This is a genomic window from Paenibacillus sp. GYB003, from assembly GCF_036577625.1.
Taxonomy (GTDB): domain Bacteria; phylum Bacillota; class Bacilli; order Paenibacillales; family NBRC-103111; genus Paenibacillus_AB.
Genome location: NZ_JARBDC010000068.1, coordinates 1 through 16,870, shown reverse-complemented (window position 1 = coordinate 16,870; position 16,870 = coordinate 1). Strand labels below are relative to the sequence as shown.

15 protein-coding genes are annotated in these 16,870 nt (G+C 61.6%); 1 reads left to right on the top strand and 14 read right to left on the bottom strand.

Features of this window, described 5'->3' with window-relative positions; translation table 11 throughout:
* Nucleotides 1-2: 2 nt before the first annotated feature.
* The 13 genes from coaBC to PV407_RS21605 form a co-directional block, all read right to left on the bottom strand.
* Nucleotides 3-1,217, bottom strand: coding sequence for a bifunctional phosphopantothenoylcysteine decarboxylase/phosphopantothenate--cysteine ligase CoaBC (gene coaBC, locus PV407_RS21665; RefSeq protein WP_332092078.1), 1,215 nt, complete (start codon nucleotides 1,215-1,217; stop codon nucleotides 3-5).
* 122 nt (nucleotides 1,218-1,339) lie between these two features.
* Entirely contained in the window at nucleotides 1,340-1,558 is a 219-nt protein-coding gene (rpoZ, locus tag PV407_RS21660) for a DNA-directed RNA polymerase subunit omega (RefSeq protein WP_332092077.1), read from the bottom strand.
* A gap of 3 nt (nucleotides 1,559-1,561) precedes the next feature.
* Nucleotides 1,562-2,185, bottom strand: coding sequence for a guanylate kinase (gmk, locus tag PV407_RS21655; RefSeq protein ID WP_332092076.1), 624 nt, complete (start codon nucleotides 2,183-2,185; stop codon nucleotides 1,562-1,564).
* Nucleotides 2,175-2,438: an extracellular matrix/biofilm regulator RemA gene (gene remA, locus PV407_RS21650; RefSeq protein ID WP_110840413.1), complete on the bottom strand. Its 264-nt coding sequence runs from the start codon at nucleotides 2,436-2,438 to the stop codon at nucleotides 2,175-2,177. The genes gmk and remA overlap by 11 nt, the downstream gene beginning before the upstream one ends.
* Nucleotides 2,439-2,551: 113 nt before the next feature.
* Nucleotides 2,552-3,439: a YicC/YloC family endoribonuclease gene (locus PV407_RS21645; protein ID WP_332092075.1), complete on the bottom strand. Its 888-nt coding sequence runs from the start codon at nucleotides 3,437-3,439 to the stop codon at nucleotides 2,552-2,554.
* 78 nt (nucleotides 3,440-3,517) lie between these two features.
* Complete coding sequence (locus PV407_RS21640; RefSeq protein WP_332092074.1) at nucleotides 3,518-5,398, bottom strand: bifunctional homocysteine S-methyltransferase/methylenetetrahydrofolate reductase; 1,881 nt, start codon at nucleotides 5,396-5,398, stop codon at nucleotides 3,518-3,520.
* A gap of 106 nt (nucleotides 5,399-5,504) precedes the next feature.
* Complete coding sequence (gene dapF, locus PV407_RS21635) at nucleotides 5,505-6,338, bottom strand: diaminopimelate epimerase (RefSeq protein ID WP_332092073.1); 834 nt, start codon at nucleotides 6,336-6,338, stop codon at nucleotides 5,505-5,507.
* A gap of 174 nt (nucleotides 6,339-6,512) precedes the next feature.
* Nucleotides 6,513-7,058, bottom strand: coding sequence for a GNAT family N-acetyltransferase (locus tag PV407_RS21630; RefSeq protein WP_332092072.1), 546 nt, complete (start codon nucleotides 7,056-7,058; stop codon nucleotides 6,513-6,515).
* Nucleotides 7,059-7,497: 439 nt separating this feature from the next.
* Entirely contained in the window at nucleotides 7,498-8,802 is a 1,305-nt protein-coding gene (locus PV407_RS21625; protein WP_332092071.1) for a hypothetical protein, read from the bottom strand.
* A 15-nt stretch (nucleotides 8,803-8,817) separates the two neighbouring features.
* Nucleotides 8,818-9,750 (bottom strand): GNAT family N-acetyltransferase, encoded by a 933-nt coding sequence (locus PV407_RS21620; protein WP_332092070.1) that lies wholly within the window; start codon nucleotides 9,748-9,750, stop codon nucleotides 8,818-8,820.
* Between the two features lie 24 nt (nucleotides 9,751-9,774).
* Nucleotides 9,775-10,641, bottom strand: a complete 867-nt coding sequence (locus PV407_RS21615; protein ID WP_332092069.1) for a sugar phosphate isomerase/epimerase family protein — start codon at nucleotides 10,639-10,641, stop codon at nucleotides 9,775-9,777.
* Nucleotides 10,642-10,643: 2 nt separating this feature from the next.
* Nucleotides 10,644-11,687 (bottom strand): Gfo/Idh/MocA family protein, encoded by a 1,044-nt coding sequence (locus tag PV407_RS21610; protein ID WP_332092068.1) that lies wholly within the window; start codon nucleotides 11,685-11,687, stop codon nucleotides 10,644-10,646.
* Between the two features lie 33 nt (nucleotides 11,688-11,720).
* On the bottom strand, nucleotides 11,721-12,707 hold the full coding sequence (locus PV407_RS21605; RefSeq protein ID WP_332092067.1) for a Gfo/Idh/MocA family protein: 987 nt from the start codon (nucleotides 12,705-12,707) through the stop codon (nucleotides 11,721-11,723).
* A gap of 187 nt (nucleotides 12,708-12,894) precedes the next feature.
* Between PV407_RS21605 and PV407_RS21600 the strand changes: the two genes are divergently transcribed.
* The gene (locus PV407_RS21600; RefSeq protein WP_332092066.1) at nucleotides 12,895-13,809 is read left to right on the top strand and encodes an AraC family transcriptional regulator; all 915 of its coding nucleotides are present in this window, start codon (nucleotides 12,895-12,897) and stop codon (nucleotides 13,807-13,809) included.
* A gap of 306 nt (nucleotides 13,810-14,115) precedes the next feature.
* Here the strand turns inward: PV407_RS21600 and PV407_RS21595 are convergent.
* A partial coding sequence (locus PV407_RS21595; RefSeq protein ID WP_442951696.1) for a calcium-translocating P-type ATPase, SERCA-type occupies nucleotides 14,116-16,870 on the bottom strand: 2,755 nt, incomplete at its 5' end.

The window sequence follows — 16,870 nt, the reverse complement described above, 5'->3', positions numbered from 1 at the left end:
CATCACGCCTCACTCCCGCCGCGGGCGTTCAAGCGCTCGGCTACGAGGGCGAGCAGCCGCTCGGCGACGGCAAGCTTGCTCATTTGGGGCAGCGAGGCGACGAGGCCGGAGCCGTCGAAAACGGTAACGATATTCGTGTCGACGCCGAAGCCCGCACCCGGCACGGTCACGTCGTTCAGGACGAGCAGGTCGCATTTTTTGCGCTTCACTTTATCCATCGCGTACCGCTCGCCGTTGTCCGTTTCCGCCGCGAAGCCGACGATGAACTGCTTCGTCTTGCGCTCGCCGATCGTTTGCAAAATGTCCGGATTTTTGACCAGCTCGAGCGTCATCGTCTCGTCGTTTTTTTTGATTTTTTTGTCCGAAGGGCGAGCGGGCCGGTAATCGGCGACCGCGGCCGCCTTGATGACGACGTCGGCGTCGGAAAAGCGGGCGAGCATCGCATCCAACATGTCCAGCGTCGAATCGACCGGAACGACCTCCACGCCGGCCGGCGGGACGACGGACGCTTTGCCGGTAATGAGCGTAACGTGCGCGCCCATTCGTTTCGCCGCCTCGGCGACGGCATAGCCCATTTTGCCGGACGAGTCGTTCGTGATGTAGCGGACCGGGTCGATGCGCTCGATCGTCCCGCCCGCCGTCACGATCACTTTTTTGCCCGCGAGCGATTGGCCGGAATCGAACATCCGTTCGATCGCCCTGACGATCTCTTCCGGCTCGGCGAGCCGGCCTTTGCCGACGTAGCCGCAAGCGAGCTGGCCTTCGCCCGGCTCGACGAACGATACGCCGCGGCTGTGCAAAATCCGCATGTTTTCGGCGACGGCGGGGTGCGCGTACATATGCACGTTCATCGCCGGAGCGACGAGGATCGGCGCCTCCGTGGCGAGCAGCGTCGTCGTGAGCATATCGTCGGCGATGCCGTGCGCCAATTTGGCGATGACGTTCGCCGTCGCCGGTGCGACGACGACAAGGTCGGCGCTGTCGGCCAAATCGATATGCGAGACGACCGAAGCGTCCTTCTCGTCGAACGTGTCGATCGCGACATCGTGGCGCGACAGCGTCTGGAACGTCAGCGGTGCGACGAAATGGGTCGCCGACTCGGTCATGACGACGCGAACGTTCGCGCCCGCCTGGGCGAGTTTGCTGCAAAGCGCCGCCGCCTTGTAGGCCGCGATGCCGCCGGTTACGCCGAGCACGATCGTTTTTCCTTTCAGCATGCGCATCTCCTCCTTTATATCCCCCGCGCTTTAACCCCGATCAACGAAGCGAAAGCCCGGGTGCTTTCCCCAGAGAAAAAAATAACAACCTGCCAGAGGTTGTTGTCATGCGGAATTGCCTTTTAACCTTGCTTCAAGCTTTCTTTCGGCTGGTTTTCCACTTGAATGTGGTCGCCGTATATTTCTTCCAGCGCGACGCCGACGAACTTGCTCGCCACCGGGTCCTTCAATTCCGTTTTCGCCCCGTCCCGCAGCATTCTCGCCCGTTTGGACGCCGCCACGACGAGCGAATATTTACTGTCGATTTTATCGATGAGCCGGTCGATCGATGGGTACAGCATCGTTTATCGCACCTCTTCCATCCAAGATTTCACATAAGGCAGTATGCGTTCGCGCTTGCAATGCTCCGCGGTAATAATCGAAAGGATTCGCTCGCAGGCCGATTCGACGCGGTCGTTGACGACGGCATAATCGTAATGCTCCAGCAGGCGGATTTCATCCACCGCGACGGACAGCCTGTTGCGAATCGATTCGTCGGTTTCCGTACCGCGATTTTCGATCCGGGTTTTCAGCTCGTCCAGCGACGGCGGCATCAGGAAAATAAATACGCCTTCCGGAAACCGCTGCTTCACCTTCATGGCGCCCTGCACTTCGATTTCCAGTATGATGTCTTTGCCGGCCTGAATCGTCTCGCTGACGAAGCTGCGCGGCGTCCCGTAATATTGGCCGACGTATTCCGCCCATTCGAGAAGCTCGTCCCGTTCGATCATCGAGCGGAACTGATCCTTTGTTTTGAAAAAATAGTTGACGCCTTCCGTTTCGCCGGCACGCGGCGCGCGAGTCGTCGCGGATACCGAATACACGAGTTCCGGCGCTTGCTTCCGAAGCATGGAACAGACGGTGCCTTTGCCTACACCGGACGGGCCGGATAGCACGATCAAAAGGCCTTTGTCCGCATTACTCGTCATGATCATCGTCCTTATTGTTCGTAAGTCGGTGCGCCACCGTTTCCGGCTGCACGGCGGATAAAATCACGTGGTCGCTGTCCGTGATGATGACGGCGCGCGTGCGTCTGCCGTACGTGGCGTCGATCAGCATATGCCGGTCGCGCGCTTCCTGGATGATCCGCTTAATCGGCGCGGATTCGGGACTTACGATCGAGATGATCCGGTTTGCGGACACGATATTTCCGAAGCCGATATTGATCAATTTAATGGCCATCATTGCCCTCCTACGAATTCAAGACCGCCGGGTCCGTTTCTCCTTCGAGCCGGCAACAGCCTTGCACTATTCTTGCCAAATCCCGCTAGTCTCATACTCTAGCAAGCGGCCATTCATTCGATATTTTGCGTCTGCTCGCGCAGCTTCTCCAGCTCGGCCTTCATCTCGACGACGGCTTCCGCGTATTCGAGACGGTTCGATTTCGAGCCGATCGTGTTGATTTCCCGGTTCATCTCCTGAATCAGGAAATCGAGCTTTCGACCTGCCGGCTCGCTTGACCCGAGCAGCCTCCGGCACTGGGCGAAATGGCTGGACAACCGGCTCAGCTCCTCGCCGATGTCGGATCGTTCCGCCAGGACGGCCGCTTCCATCAGCAGCCGGGGATCGTCGCGGCTGATCGCGACCGCCCCTTCCAGCAGCTCCGTCAAACGTCGATGCAGCTTTGCCCGATGCTCGCCGGCCGAACGCCGGACCGCCTCCTCGACGTCGCGATGAAGCGCCTCCAGTCGCTCGAGCCGCTCCAGCATATACGCTTCAAGCCGCTTTCCTTCCGTCTCCCGCATCCGCAGCATGTCGCCCGCCGCTTCGCGCACGCATTCCAGCAGCGGCTCCCGCAAAAGCTCCGCGTCCTGCACGTCTTCGCGGCGCACGAGCAGCCCGGGATACGCCAGCAAATCGCGAAGCGTCGGCGAATCGCGCAGCCCGAATCGTTCCTTCAGCCGCTCCGACGCCTGCATGACCGCCTCGGCTACCGCCCAGTCGATCTCGATCGACGCCGGTCCTTCGGCTTCCTTCTCGATCGCGACGAACGCGTCCACCTTGCCCCGGCCGACGACGCGGCCGATTTCCCGCTTCAATTCGTCTTCGAGCGCAAGCCATTCGCGGGGAAGCCGAACCGAGATCTCCGTATACCGGTGATTGACCGACTTGATCTCGACCTGCAGCCGGCAGCCGCCTGCGGAACGGCTGCGCTGGCCGAATCCGGTCATGCTGCGAATCATGGGATCACATCCATTACCCTATTCTAAAGCATTTTGCAAGTGCGGACAAGTCCAAATCCGGCTTCCCGCGCATGTTCCCTACCTGCCGATTTTCTCCCATACGTACCGGGTCAGTTGCGCGCTCACCTCGTAAAAATGCATCGGCGTCATCAAGTAAATGCCGTTGAATTTCGGCATCGCGGCATCGAGCAGCTCCTTCGCGATCTGGACGCCCATCGCCCGCCCCTTCTCGCCGCTCAGACCCGACATGCGCCGCCGCACTTCCTCCGACAGCTGGATGCCCGGCACCTCGTTGTGCAGAAACGTCGCGTTGTTCTCGCTGACGATCGGCATGAGACCGATAAAGATCGGCACGTTCAAATGCTTCGTCGATTCGTATACGTTCTCGATCAGCCTGGCGTCGTAAACCGGCTGGGTCATGATGAAGTCGGCGCCGGCTTCGATTTTTTTCTCGAGACGCTGCACCGCCTTCTCCAAATATTTGACGTTCGGGTTGAACGCCGCGGCGACGATAAAGTTCGCCTTGTGCTTGAGCGGCTTGCCGGAGAAAGCGATGCCTTCGTTCAGCTGCTTGATGAGGCGGATCATTTCGAACGAAGTCATGTCGTACACCGAGCTCGCGCCCGGCAAATCGCCGAACCGCGACGGATCCCCGGTGATGACCAGCGTATGGTCGAGGCCGATCGCGTGCATGCCCATCAGGTGGGACTGCGTCCCGATCAAGTTGCGGTCCCGGCAGGCGATATGCAGCAGCGGCTTGACGCCGAGCCGCTCCTTGAGCAAAAAGCCGAGCGGCAGGTTGCTCATCCGCGTTACCGCCAGCGCGTTGTCGGCCATCGTGATGGAGTCGACGCGCGCTTCCTTGAGCGCCTTCGCCCCTTCCATAAATTTGCCGATATCCAAATCGCGCGGCGTGTCCCATTCGACGATGACGGTATGGCGGCTACCGACCAGTTCGAGGAGCGTCGGCTCCTTTGCCACGGGGGCTGGTTCCTCCGCCGCCGCGGGCCGAGACGCCGCGACCTCGATCGTCCCGGTCGCCGGTTCCGCGCGTTTGCGCTTCCCGCCGTCTTCCGCCGGCGCCGACTTCGGCTCGTACGCTTTCATCGCCTTGGCCATCGCCGCGATATGGTCCGGCGTCGTGCCGCAGCAGCCGCCGACGATCCGGGCGCCCAAATCGGCGAACTTCGGCGCGTTTTCGGCGAAATAGTCCGGCTTCGAGCCGAACACGTATTTGCCGTCCACGTAGCCGGGCAGCCCCGCGTTCGGAAAGACGGAAAACGGAAGGCCGTCGATCGGGCTCAGCTTTTCCATCGTTCTCAGGATGCCGTTCGGACCGCTGTGGCAGTTGAAGCCGACGACGTCAACGCCTTCATGCTTCAGCGCTTCGAACGCCGACTGGTATTCGACGCCGTCGTTCGTCGTCGTTCCGCCGTCGGTGGCGAACTGGCCGATAATCGGCAGCGACGTGAGCGAGCGCGCCACGCGGACGACGGCGAGCATTTCCTCCAGATCGTAAAACGTCTCCAGCAGCAAGCCGTCGACGCCGCCTTCGAGCAGCGCCACGATCTGCTCGCGGAAATCGCTCTCCAGCCGCTCGAGGGCGATGTTGCGGCGCCGAGCCGCCCGGATCGAGCCGACAGCCCCAACGACATAGGCGTCGTCGCCGACCGATTGCCGGGCGATCGCGACGCCCGCCTTGTTGATCGCCGCGACTTCCTGCTCCAAGCCGAACTTGGACAGCTTCTCGCGGTTCGCCGAAAACGTGTTCGTCTCGATGAGCCGCGCGCCTGCGTCGTAATATTGCCGGTGCACGTCGCCGATCACGTCCGGCTTCAGCAGGTTATATTCCTCGTAGGAAACGCCGACCGGAAAACCGAGCTGGTACAAAAACGTCCCCATCGCCCCGTCTCCGATAATAACGCGCCGACGAAGCGCCTCCCGCAAATGTTCTCTCATCCTCGCTTCTCCCCCGTGCTTTCTCTGCTAGTCGCCCTGCGGAACGGCGCATGGGAACGCGGCGTCCCCGGCATAAGCCGAAGCGCCGAAGCCTCCCGACCGCTCGTCAGTCCAGTACGCCCCGGTAGACGATCTCCGCCGGACCGGTCATATAAACGCGGTTGTCGGCCTCGCTCCACTCGATGTCCAAATCGCCGCCTTCGAGCGAAACGGTCGCCCGCCGGTCCGCGCGGCCGTCCAGAACGGCGGCGACCAATGTCGCGCAAGCGCCCGTGCCGCAGGCGAGCGTCGGACCGGCCCCGCGCTCCCAAACGCGCATGGCGATATGCGAGCGCGACAGGACGGTGGCGAATTCGACGTTGATTTTTTTCGGAAACAGTTCGTGCGTCTCCAGCTTCGGCCCCCAGCGGCGAACGTCGAAGCTCGTCGCGTCGTCGACGTAGATGACGCAGTGGGGGTTGCCCATCGATACGGCGGTAAAGCGGAATTCCGTGCCGTCCGCCTCGATCGGATGACGAACGACCGGATTGGCGTCGACCGTCGTCGGCACGTCGAGCCCGTTCAATACCGGGGCTCCCATATCGACGCGGACGGACCGCACTTTGCCGTCGACCACGTTCAGACCGATCGGCTGGGCGCCGGCGCCGACCGTTTCGATCGACAGCTCCGTCTTGTCGGTCAAGCCGTTGTCGTATACGTACTTGGCGACGCAGCGGACGGCGTTCCCGCACTGCTCCGCTTCGGAACCGTCGGAATTGATGATCCGCATCTTGAAATCGGCTATGTCGGACGGCAAAATGTATACGAGACCGTCGGCGCCGACACCGAAATGCCGGTCGCAATATCGCAAAGCGAGCTGCGGCGCGTCGTCCGGCAGACGCGTCTCGCCGGAAACGACGATGAAGTCGTTGCCGAGCCCGTGCATTTTCGTGAAAATCATAAGGCATCCCCTGCTTTTCATGCGATGAGTTAGAACCATTATAGTGCAAAACGGCGGGTCTGCCTAGTGATTTCGTTCGCAAGCGCGTATCCGCGCGAGAAAATCGTCCGTCTATCCGCGGCAACCGGCCTAAGACGGCGGAAACGGCCGGCAAACCGACTTTTTTCCGTTCCGTTACAGCCGCTTAATCAAGCTGACCCGCTCGTGCTCGTCCCAGATCGGTCCCCGCCGGACGACGCGGTACCCCATTTTCTCGTTGAGCTCGATCACATGGGCGTTCGTCGCCAGCGTATGCGTGTAAACGAGATTGACGCCGAATTCGGCGGCGGCGTCCTCGGCTTTGCGCTTCAGCGTCGTCGCCAAGCCACGCCGGCGGCAGTCCGGGCGCACCCATACATTGAAAATTTTCAAAAAGCGGCCGTCGCTCTGAAACAGTCCCCGGTCCAGCTCGTGAAACGCCGTTCTCCACGGATAGACGGCGTCCCGGTTCGCGACCTCGTACTGGATCGCGCCGGCCGGAGCCCCGTCTGCGTCGAGAGCGATGACGGTCCCTTTGTCCGGCTCCGTCACGAACTTCGCGATTTTGTCCCGATGCTCCTTGAATGCGTCCGGGCTCCAGGGCGGCCCGTCCTCCGGCGTCGCGTAGTAGCCGTCCGCCTTCAAATCGATGCGAGCGAGAAATTCGATATCGCCCGGCCTTCCGTTGCGAAACGAAAACATGCTGCCCCTCCTTCCCGGCGCCGCGCATGATAACGCCGGCTCTTCCGGAATCGTACCATACGGTCGAAGACGCGGGAAAGCGTCGCGTCATTTCGGGGCGTCCAGCTTCGGTATCGAATCTCGCTACGGTGTAAGCCTCCGGAACTCGGTTTAATGCGATTCCGTGAACGACAGAAGCGGCATCCGCGTCCAGGAGGCTCCGCTAGATCCGCAGCTTGGCAAACGCGTTCAAAAAGTCGCCCTTCCGCCCTTCCGACGTTCCCGATTAAGAAAAAGCCTCTGATCGAAGCCTCTCCGATGATGCACATCCGTGTTTAGCTGTAGCTTGTTCTTGGCAAACAATGTCGCTCTTCGCTTAGGTGCCTTAACGAAGTTTTACCGATATAAAAAAGGCCTTTCGCGCTCTATACGCGAAAGACCAATAGCCGCGCCCGTCCGGTCAAGCCTGCCGGGCCGGTTCGGCGAGCCGGTTCAGCAGCGTTTCCGCCAGCGAAACGAGCCGCTCGCCGGTTTCTTCGGGAAACCGGTTGCGGAACGTCATCTGCGGCTCGTAGCCGCCTTGCCGGAACGCCTCCCGCGTGCAAATGTACGCGCGAATCGTCCCGTTGCACATCGTATCGACCATCGTATAGCCGAACGGGGACCGACTTTTGAGATCCAGTCCGAACTCGACGAAAATTTCGCCGGGCAGCCCGACGATCGCCAGCTCGCCGATCCGCACCGCCTGCACTTCGACCGTCGCCGTGTCGGCCGGACGCTCGTCGGCGATTTTGGCGATTTCCCGGGCATAGAAGGCGGCTCTGATGTCGTCCGTTCCGATTTCGATCAGACGGCGGGCTTCGGCGATCTGCTCCTCGGTCGGGCGGCGCAGCGACACCGTGAATTGATCGCTGACCGCGGCCACTTCGGCCGTATCGGTCGTCGCGATTTTGTCGCGCACTTTCACCGTCTCCGCTCCGAGAATGCGGCCCATCCACCGGTAGTGATCGGCGCCTCTCCGATAGTTGCCCGATACGTCGATATGATTGATATTGCCGCACGCACCGAACAAAAACAGGCTCACCGTCTTCTCGCCGAGCTCGCGCTTCACGAACCGGCTCAGCTCGCCCGGATAGTCGGCGCTCAGCTCGGTGCCGCCGACGGTGTCGGTATGGCAGGCGTAATTCGTCACGACGCCGATCGGCTGCCCGGACGCATCGTCGATCCGCATGACGAGCACGTCCGGATCGATCGGACCCGCCGGCCGGTCGATGAGCGGGTTGCCGACGCCGGGATTCGTGCGAAGCGTGCCGTCCTTCATCCAATACCGCCGGTTGAAGGCGATGTCCGGCTCGTGTCCGCGCCCGAAGCCGATCCGCGCTTCTTTGCGGGCGCGGTACGCGAGCAGCGCGCAGTCCGCCGCCCGCTGCGCCAGCCATTCCAAATAGGCGGGGTCCTCCGTGCAGCCGAAGCCGGTCGACACGGGACCGCCCGTATGCGTATGCGTCGCGGACACCAATATGCCCGCAGGCGCGATGCCCGTCTCGGCCGCCACGCGTTCGCGGATCGTTTGCACGACCGGCCGCGGCACCGAGATCGCGTCCACGACGATCAGCGCCGCGGCGCCGCTGTCGGCTTCGATAACGAGCGCTTTGGCGTACAGCGGATCTTTCACGCCGTCCGCCGTCCTCGGGCCGAAATAGCCCGGAATTTGGCCGCCCAGGACGGGCGTAATGTCCACTTCCGCCATTCCGCATCGGATCATCGTCGTTCCTCCTTGTTACGGCTCGCTGCCCGGCAAACCGGCTCCGTTCAAATCGGCGATCATCAAATATTGCGTATACGCCGTTTCGAAGCCGGCCGCTTCCAGCCATTCCGTCAATGCCGGATCGGACATCGTCACATTGTCCGTCGCTCTGGCGCAGTCCGCCTCCGCCGGCCCGAACGCGGCGAATAAAACCGCGTTCAGAAGCGGCCCGCGCTCGGGGTGAGACGGATCGGCTGCGGCTTGGAGCAGCGTTATCGACTTCAGCGCGCCGGCGTCGTCGACCCGCCGGATCGCCAGCGCGTAAGCGGCGGCCGCGCCGCCGCGATCGAATACGACGAAGCCGGCCGCCTCCGGATGATTGAACCAGGACGCCGACCATGCCGTTTCATGGCGGTAAAAAGGCAGCCGCGCGATTTGGTGCGGCTTCGCCTCGCAGGTCCGGTATTGCGGCGCGGCCGCGGCCGCCTCGCGCAGCCGGTCCGGCAGCGGGCCGGTCCGTTTCGCGCCGATCAAGCCGTCGCGGATGCGGAAGCCGGCGCTTTCGTAAGCGGCGATCGCGCCCGCATTTTTTTGCACGACCTCCAGCAAGCCCGTCTTCGCCCCGCCTTCCCGCATCGCTCGGACCGCCTCCTGCATGAGCCGCTTCGCCAGCCCTTTGCCGCGGTGCCGCGGACTGACTCCCGTTCCGCCGTTCCAGGCGAGAACCGTGCCGTCGACCGACTTGATCGCGACCAGCACGAAGCCGGCCGGCTCCCCGTCCACGAAAGCGGCGACGGAAAACTCGGGACGGATCGAATCCCGCCCGAGCCTCGGAACAAATTTCTCCAGCGTCGTCGTCATATCGGAGTAATACCCGGAAAAACCGAGGTTCCACAGCTCGACCGCCTCGTTGAACGTGCAATCGGCCAGACGGCGTATTTGTACGGCCTGAAGCTCCTCTGCCATTCGCATTCGCCTCCGCTATCGGATTTACGCGTCGAAGCCGGCTTCGGCGAGAAGCCGCGTCAAGTTGACCCGGGCGGCCCCGATGCGCTCGTCCAGCCGCTCGATCGGGATTCCCGCATGAAACTCGCCCCGCGCCCCGTCCAGCCTTTCGACGATGACCGGACCGGCGAAGCCGGCCGAACGAAGCGTGCCGAATATCGACCGGAAATCGACGTCGCCTTCGCCCGGAATCGGAAAGTCCGACTCGGCGCGCGCGCCGCGATGATCCTTCGCCACGATCGATGCGGTTTCGGACGCGATGATCGGCAAATCCGCCGCCGGATCGACTCCTTCGTAAAAGCGGACGTTGCCCGGGTCGTAGCTGGCCCGCACATGGGGCGAGCCGATCGTCCGCAGCGTATCGGCGATGACGGCCGCCGTCGCCGTATTTCCCGTATGCGGCTTGATCGTCACGACGATGCCGCGCTTGCCGGCTTCCTCGCCGACCCGCCGGTATTTGTCCGCGAACGCCGCGTTGATCGGCTTCATCTCTTCCTCGCTCTTCGGCTCGTCGGGAAACCGTTTGTAGCTCGTCGTGCCGAGCGACAGCAGCTCGGTAACGCCGATCGCCCTCGCGAACTCCAGCCGGCTGATCGCCCTCTCGAGCGGCAAGCCCGGCAGCAGCACATCCGTGCTGACCAGCGAAACGGGCTTCAGGCCGTACCGGTTCAGCAGTCCGGAGATGCGCTTCGCCTCCCCTTCCGCCGTATCGTCGAAAGCCGGCTTGCCCTCGTGAGGCAAGCCGAACGATACGTAGCGATAGCCGGTCCGGGCGATCGATTCGAGCGCGCGTTCGAACGAATGCTTCGAATATATCCACGTCATGCAGGCAAGCTGCGCCTTCGGTTTCATCGTCACACCCCGGTACGCGCCGCGCTGCGCAGCGCGGAGTAATCGACCGCCACTTCGCGTCTTTCCTTCAAGGACCGGTACGCCGCTTCCGAGACGGCGATGACGCGCAAGCCGTCCTCGAGCGAGATGAGCGGCTGCTTGTCGCCGCGGATGCACTCGATGAAATGGCTGTTGAGCCGGACCCACATATCGTTGTCCGAAAACGACGTTTTGCGCTCCGGCCCGTCGTCGTCCTTCACCAGCAGCTGGCCGTTGTTGTTGACCGCCGTCAACCGCTCGGTTGCCACGCCGGTTATGTCGTACTCCACCCGCGTCACCCACGGGGTGCTCACCTGTCCGATGCCGCCGCCGGCAAAGCGGAGCGAAACCGTGAAGGCGTCGGCCACGCTGCCGGGCGGGAGCAAGTACGTTCCGCCGTAGGCGAACACCGATTCGATTTCCCCGCACATCCAGGTCAGCAGATCGTAATCGTGCGACCCGTGGGAAAAAATCGGCCCTTTCGCCGTAACGTCGTCGAAATACCAGCTCGGCGTATCGTAATAATGATCGCGGTATTTATCGTAAACGCGCTGATTCGGGTCGAGGAAGTGGGTGCGCATCGACCACGCCTGGATCGGCTTGCCGGCATCGCCTCGCGAAACCGTCTCCTTCATCGCCCGGTAAACCGGCGCGAATCGGAGCGGGTACGCAACCATCGCCTTCAGCTCCGGATGCTTCGCTCCGGCTGCGACGATTTCGGCGCCGTCCTCCACGGAAGTGGCGAGCGCTTTTTCCAGAAACAGATGCTTGCCCGATTCCAGCACCGCCTTCGCCGCATCGACGTGAAGATGGTCCGGCGTCGCCACCCAAACCGCGTCGAGCTCCTGCTCGAGCAGCGCTTCGTACGAATCGTAAACGGTCGCGCCGACTTCGGCGGCCAGCGATTCCGCTTTCGCCCTCGTCCGGTTGTGGACGGCAGCGACTTTAACGCCCGGAAGCGCGTGAAGCGTGCGGGCATGCAGCGATCCCATAAGCCCGCAGCCGATAATCCCTACTTGAATGGTCATCGATCTTGCCCTCCTTTTATCGTGAAGCCGCCGCTACAGCGTAACGGGAACGCCCCCGCTGCCGTACATCGCCCAAATGGTCCGGTGCGACTTCAATATTTCGTGGCCGTCCGTTTCCGGACGCTGTCCGGTCGCGATGCATTCCAGGAAGTGCTCGATTTCGAACAGCACGTTTTGCCCGCGGCGAGACGGATATTCGGCCGGCCGCTGGTACAGCGTTTCCGTTCCGTCCTTCGAGATGGCCGTAACCGTCCACATGCTGTTGTCCAGCTCCAAAAACCCTTCGGTCAGATGGATTTGGAATTTCGCCGGCGTTTTCTTGTACTTCATCCCCCAGCTCGTGACGAGATGGGCGAGCGCGCCGCTTTTGAACTCGATGATGCCGTGCGACGTCCCTTCGCCTTCCATCCAGTCGGTTCCGACGCGCGTGCCGAAATGGGATACTTTGTCGGGCTCGCCCAGCAAATACAGCAAAATGTCGATATAGTGGCAGCCGTGGCTGAACAGGCAGCCGCCGCCGAGCTTTTCCTTGCTCGCGAACCACGTGCCGGGCGCCGGGGTCAAAAACGCCTCCACCCAGCCTTGCGCGCTGATCGGCTTGCCGTACTTGCCGCTGTCGACCGCTTCCTTCAGCTTGCGAACCGCCGGCAAAAACCGCACGACGAAGGCGAGCATCAGCGTGACGTTGTTTTGCTCCGCGGCGCGGATGACGTTCAGGCAATCGTCCTCGGAGTTGGCGAGCGGCTTTTCCAGCAGCACGTGCTTGCCCGCGGCGATCGCCGTCAGCGCTTGCGGCGCGTGCAGATGGTGCGGCGTGCACAAGCTGACCGCATCGACATCGTCGATAATTTTCGTCCAGTCGGTCGCGTAGCCGCAGCCCAGTTCTTCCGCCACCTTGGCGGCTTTCGCTTCGTCCAGGTCGACGACCCAGCGCAGTTCGGAACGATCCGCCAGCTTGTAAGCGTGCGCGTGATCCAGTCCCATGTTCAGGCCGACTACGGCCGTGCGAATTTTGCTCATTGACCCTTCCTCCTTTTCGGCGGGAAACCGTTTTCTAACGTAATCATAACGGGAGAGGCGGCGAAAAATCTTTGTCATAAACGACGTAATAGTTGCACTTTTGGCAACGGTTTGCACTTATTGACAACGGTCCCCGCCGCGATTACGATTAAGGCAAAATCCCCGTTACGGCAAAGGATGGGAAGCCGTGCAAAAGAGATACCGGCACATCAAATTGCGCGAACAAATCTGCATCGACAAAATTTATTCGTTCCATTACAACGAGCTGAACAAGGACTACATCTATAAGGGCGAGCAGCATCATTTTTGGGAGTTTCTGTATTTGGACAAGGGCGAGCTCGAAGTGACGACCGGCGACAATACGTTCCATCTGAGGCAGGGGGAAATCGTTTTTTATTCGCCGAACGAGTTTCACACCTTGCGCTGCAACCGGAAAACGGCGTCGAACATTTTCATCATCGCGTTCGATTGCAAATCCGAGGCGATGCGCTTTTTTACGGGCAAGGCGCTCCGGCTCGGCAACGGGGACCGGGAAATGCTGACGATGCTCATCGAGGAGGGGAACAAGCTGTTCGTCCTTCCCGTGGCGAGCCCTTACGTCTGGAACAAGCCGACCAAGCCGAAGCATCCGCTCACCCGCAAAGAAAAACCGGAATTCGGCTCGGAGCAGCTCATTAAAATTTATTTGGAAGCGCTGTTAATCCGGTTGATCCGCAGCAATCAAAACCGCGAAACGAAGCCGAAGCTGTCCTCGATCACGAAAGAAAAAGGCGATCGCGAGCTGGCCGCCCGCATCGGCGACTATTTGGAGGCGCATCTGCTGGAGCATCCGACGCTCGACCGGCTGTGCGCCGAATTCGCCGCCAGCAAAACGCATTTGCGCACCGTTTTCCGCGAGTACACCGGCTGCGGCATCACCGAATATATCGGCCGGCTCCGGATCGAGCGGGCGAAGCAGCATATTCGCGAAGATTCGTGCAACGTGACCGAAATCGCGGAAAAGCTCGGCTATTCGAGCATCCATTATTTTTCCCGGCAGTTCAAAAAGGCGACCGGCATGGCGCCGTCGGAATATTTGAAGACGATGAAAGCGCGGATGTAGCGCCGGGAAACCGCGCTAAGCGGCGCGATTCAAGGGACGAGGCGGCGGCTTCGGGTTCGGGCACCGCGGAGGTGCCGGGCCGAGGAACGAGGCCTACGTACGTTCCCATGTACATTCCCATGTACATTCCGATGTACATTCCGATGTAGTTCCCTATGCAGTTCCCTATGCAGTTCCCTATGCAGTTCCCTATGCAGTTCCCTATGCACGTTCCTTTCGTCCGTTCTTCCGCTCCATCGTTACCGCGCTCATCAACAACAAACCGGGCCGATTCGGGCCCGGTTTCGTTTTATCCGTCGGCAGCCGTTATCTCGCCACCGTGCCGGCGCCATAGCCGGAGACCAGCTTGCGGCGCTTGCGGCGCTGCGTCGTCATGACGCTGCCGAAGCCCATCAGGAACGTCGGAATGCCGGCGAACACCAGCGAAATCGCCCATTCCTTCCAGCCGAGCGGCACCGTTTTGAAAATCGGCTGCAGCGGCTCCGCGTACATGACGACGAGCATGAGCGCGAGCGAAGACAGCACCGCCAGTACCAAATATTTGTTTTGCAGCGGGTTCCGGTGGAAAATCGAACGCGAGCTGCGGCAGTCGAACACATGAATGAGCTGCGCCATGACGAGCGTGGCGAACGCGACCGACTGCGCCTTGGCGAGACCGGACGCGCTGTCCGGGTTTTCCCGAAGCACGAGCCAGAACGCCGCCAGCGTGCATACGCCGATCAGCAGGCCGCGGCTGACGATTTTCCAGCCGAGACGCCGCGCGAAAATGTTTTCCTTCGACTGGCGCGGCTTTTGCTGCATCAAATCTTTTTCCGGCTGGTCGACGCCGAGCGCCATCGCCGGCAAGCCGTCCGTTACGAGGTTGACCCACAAGATTTGGATCGGGACGAGCGGCATCGGCATCCCCATCATCATCGCGAGAAACATCGTCATAATTTCCCCGACGTTCGAAGCGAGCAAATAGCGGATAAATTTGCGGATGTTTTCGTAAATGCCGCGCCCTTCCTCGATCGCCGAGACGATCGTGGCGAAATTGTCGTCGCTCAGGACGAGCGAGGACGCCTCCTTCGTCACGTCCGTGCCGGTCCCGCCCATCGCTATTCCGATATCCGCCGCCTTGATCGCCGGCGCGTCGTTGACCCCGTCACCGGTCATCGCCACGACATGGCCCTTGCGCTGCAGCGACTTGACGATGCGCAGCTTATGCTCGGGAGACACCCGCGCGTACACGTACACGTGGTCCGATTTTTCGTCGAGCTCGTCGTCGGACATCGCCGACAGCTGCTGGCCGGACATCGATAAGCCGTTTTGCGGGATCATCCCGAGCTGCCGGGCGATCGCCTCCGCGGTCGCCTGATGGTCGCCGGTTATCATCACCGTCTTGATGCCTGCGCGCCGGCACGTTTGGATCGCGTCCCGCACCTCTTTCCGCGGCGGATCGATCATCCCGGCCAACCCGACGAAGACGAGCTGGCTTTCCAGCGTATGCGGCGTATCTTCGCGGTCGGTCGCTTTCAGCTCCTTGTAGGCGAGTCCGAGCACGCGCAGCGCGGAACGGGCCATCCCTTCGTTCGCGGCGATCACTTTCTGCTTCAGCGTCGGCGTGAACGGAATCACTTTGCCGTCCCACAGCACATAAGCGCATTTATCCAGTATGACGTCCGGAGCGCCTTTCGTGAACAGCAGCCGCCCGCCTTGGTGCTGCACCAGCACGGACATCCGCTTCCGGTCGGAATCGAACGGCAGTTCGCCTTTCCGCTCGTACAGCCCTTCCAGCGATTGCCGCGTAATGCCCGCCTTCGCGCCGAGCACGACGAGCGCGCCTTCGGTCGGGTCGCCTTTTATCGAAAATACCGGCTTCAGCGGCGTTTTCGACCCTTTCCGTTTTTGCTCCGGCATTTCTTCGTGAAGCACCGCGTTGTTGCACAGCACGCCGATTTGCAGCAGGCGCCGCAGCGTCTGATTTTGCCGGAGATCGACGAGCGCGCCGTCCTTGACGATTTGTCCGGACGGCTCGTAGCCGTCGCCCGTCACTTCCAGCACGTCGCCGCCGAGCCAAATATGGGTGACCGTCATTTTGTTTTGCGTCAGTGTGCCGGTTTTATCCGAGCAAATGACGGACGCGCAGCCGAGCGTCTCGACCGAGGGCAGCTTGCGGACGATCGCTTTTCGTTTGATCATTCGCTGCACGCCGAGCGCCAGAGCGATCGTCACGATGGCCGGCAGCCCTTCCGGGATGGCGGCGACGGCCAGGCTGACGCCGGCCAAAAACATCGCGTACGGCGGCTGGCCGTGCAAAATGCCGGCCACGACGACCATGATCGTCAGGCCGATGGCGACGGCGATCAGCACTTTGCCGAGCTGCTCGAGCCGATGCTGCAGCGGCGTCTCCGTCGCCTCGGTGTTTTGGATCAGATCGGCGATTTTGCCCATCTCCGTAGCCATGCCGGTCCGGACGACGATCCCTCTTCCCGTCCCCCGCGTCGCCATCGTTCCCATGAAGCCGATGTTTTTTTGGTCGCCGAGCGGCACGTCGTCGCCTTGCAGCGCTTCGGTATGCTTGCCGACCGGCACCGATTCGCCGGTCAACGCCGATTCCTCGACGTACAGGCTGTTCGCCTCGATAAAGCGGACGTCCGCCGGGATGCGGTCGCCGCTTTCGATGACGACGACGTCCCCGACGACGAGCTCCCGGGCCGGTATTTGCGCCAACTGCCCGTCGCGGATCACTTTGGCCGTAGGCGCCGACAGCTCCCTCAGCGCGCGAAGCGACCGTTCGGCCCGAAACTCCTGGACGAAGCCGAGAATGCCGTTCATGACGATGATCGCCACGATCGTAATCGCGTCCAAATACTCGCCCAGCAGCCCGGAGATGAGCGTGGCCGCCATGAGCACGAGCACCATGAAATCTTTGAACTGATTCAAGAACAACGCGATCAGCGACACGTTCCGCTTCTCCGTCAGTTCGTTATCCCCCCCGCGCTCCCGACGCGCCTTCGCCTCGTCCCAGGCCAGCCCATGCGCCGGCACGACGTCGTGCGCCCGGGCCGCTTCCTCCGCC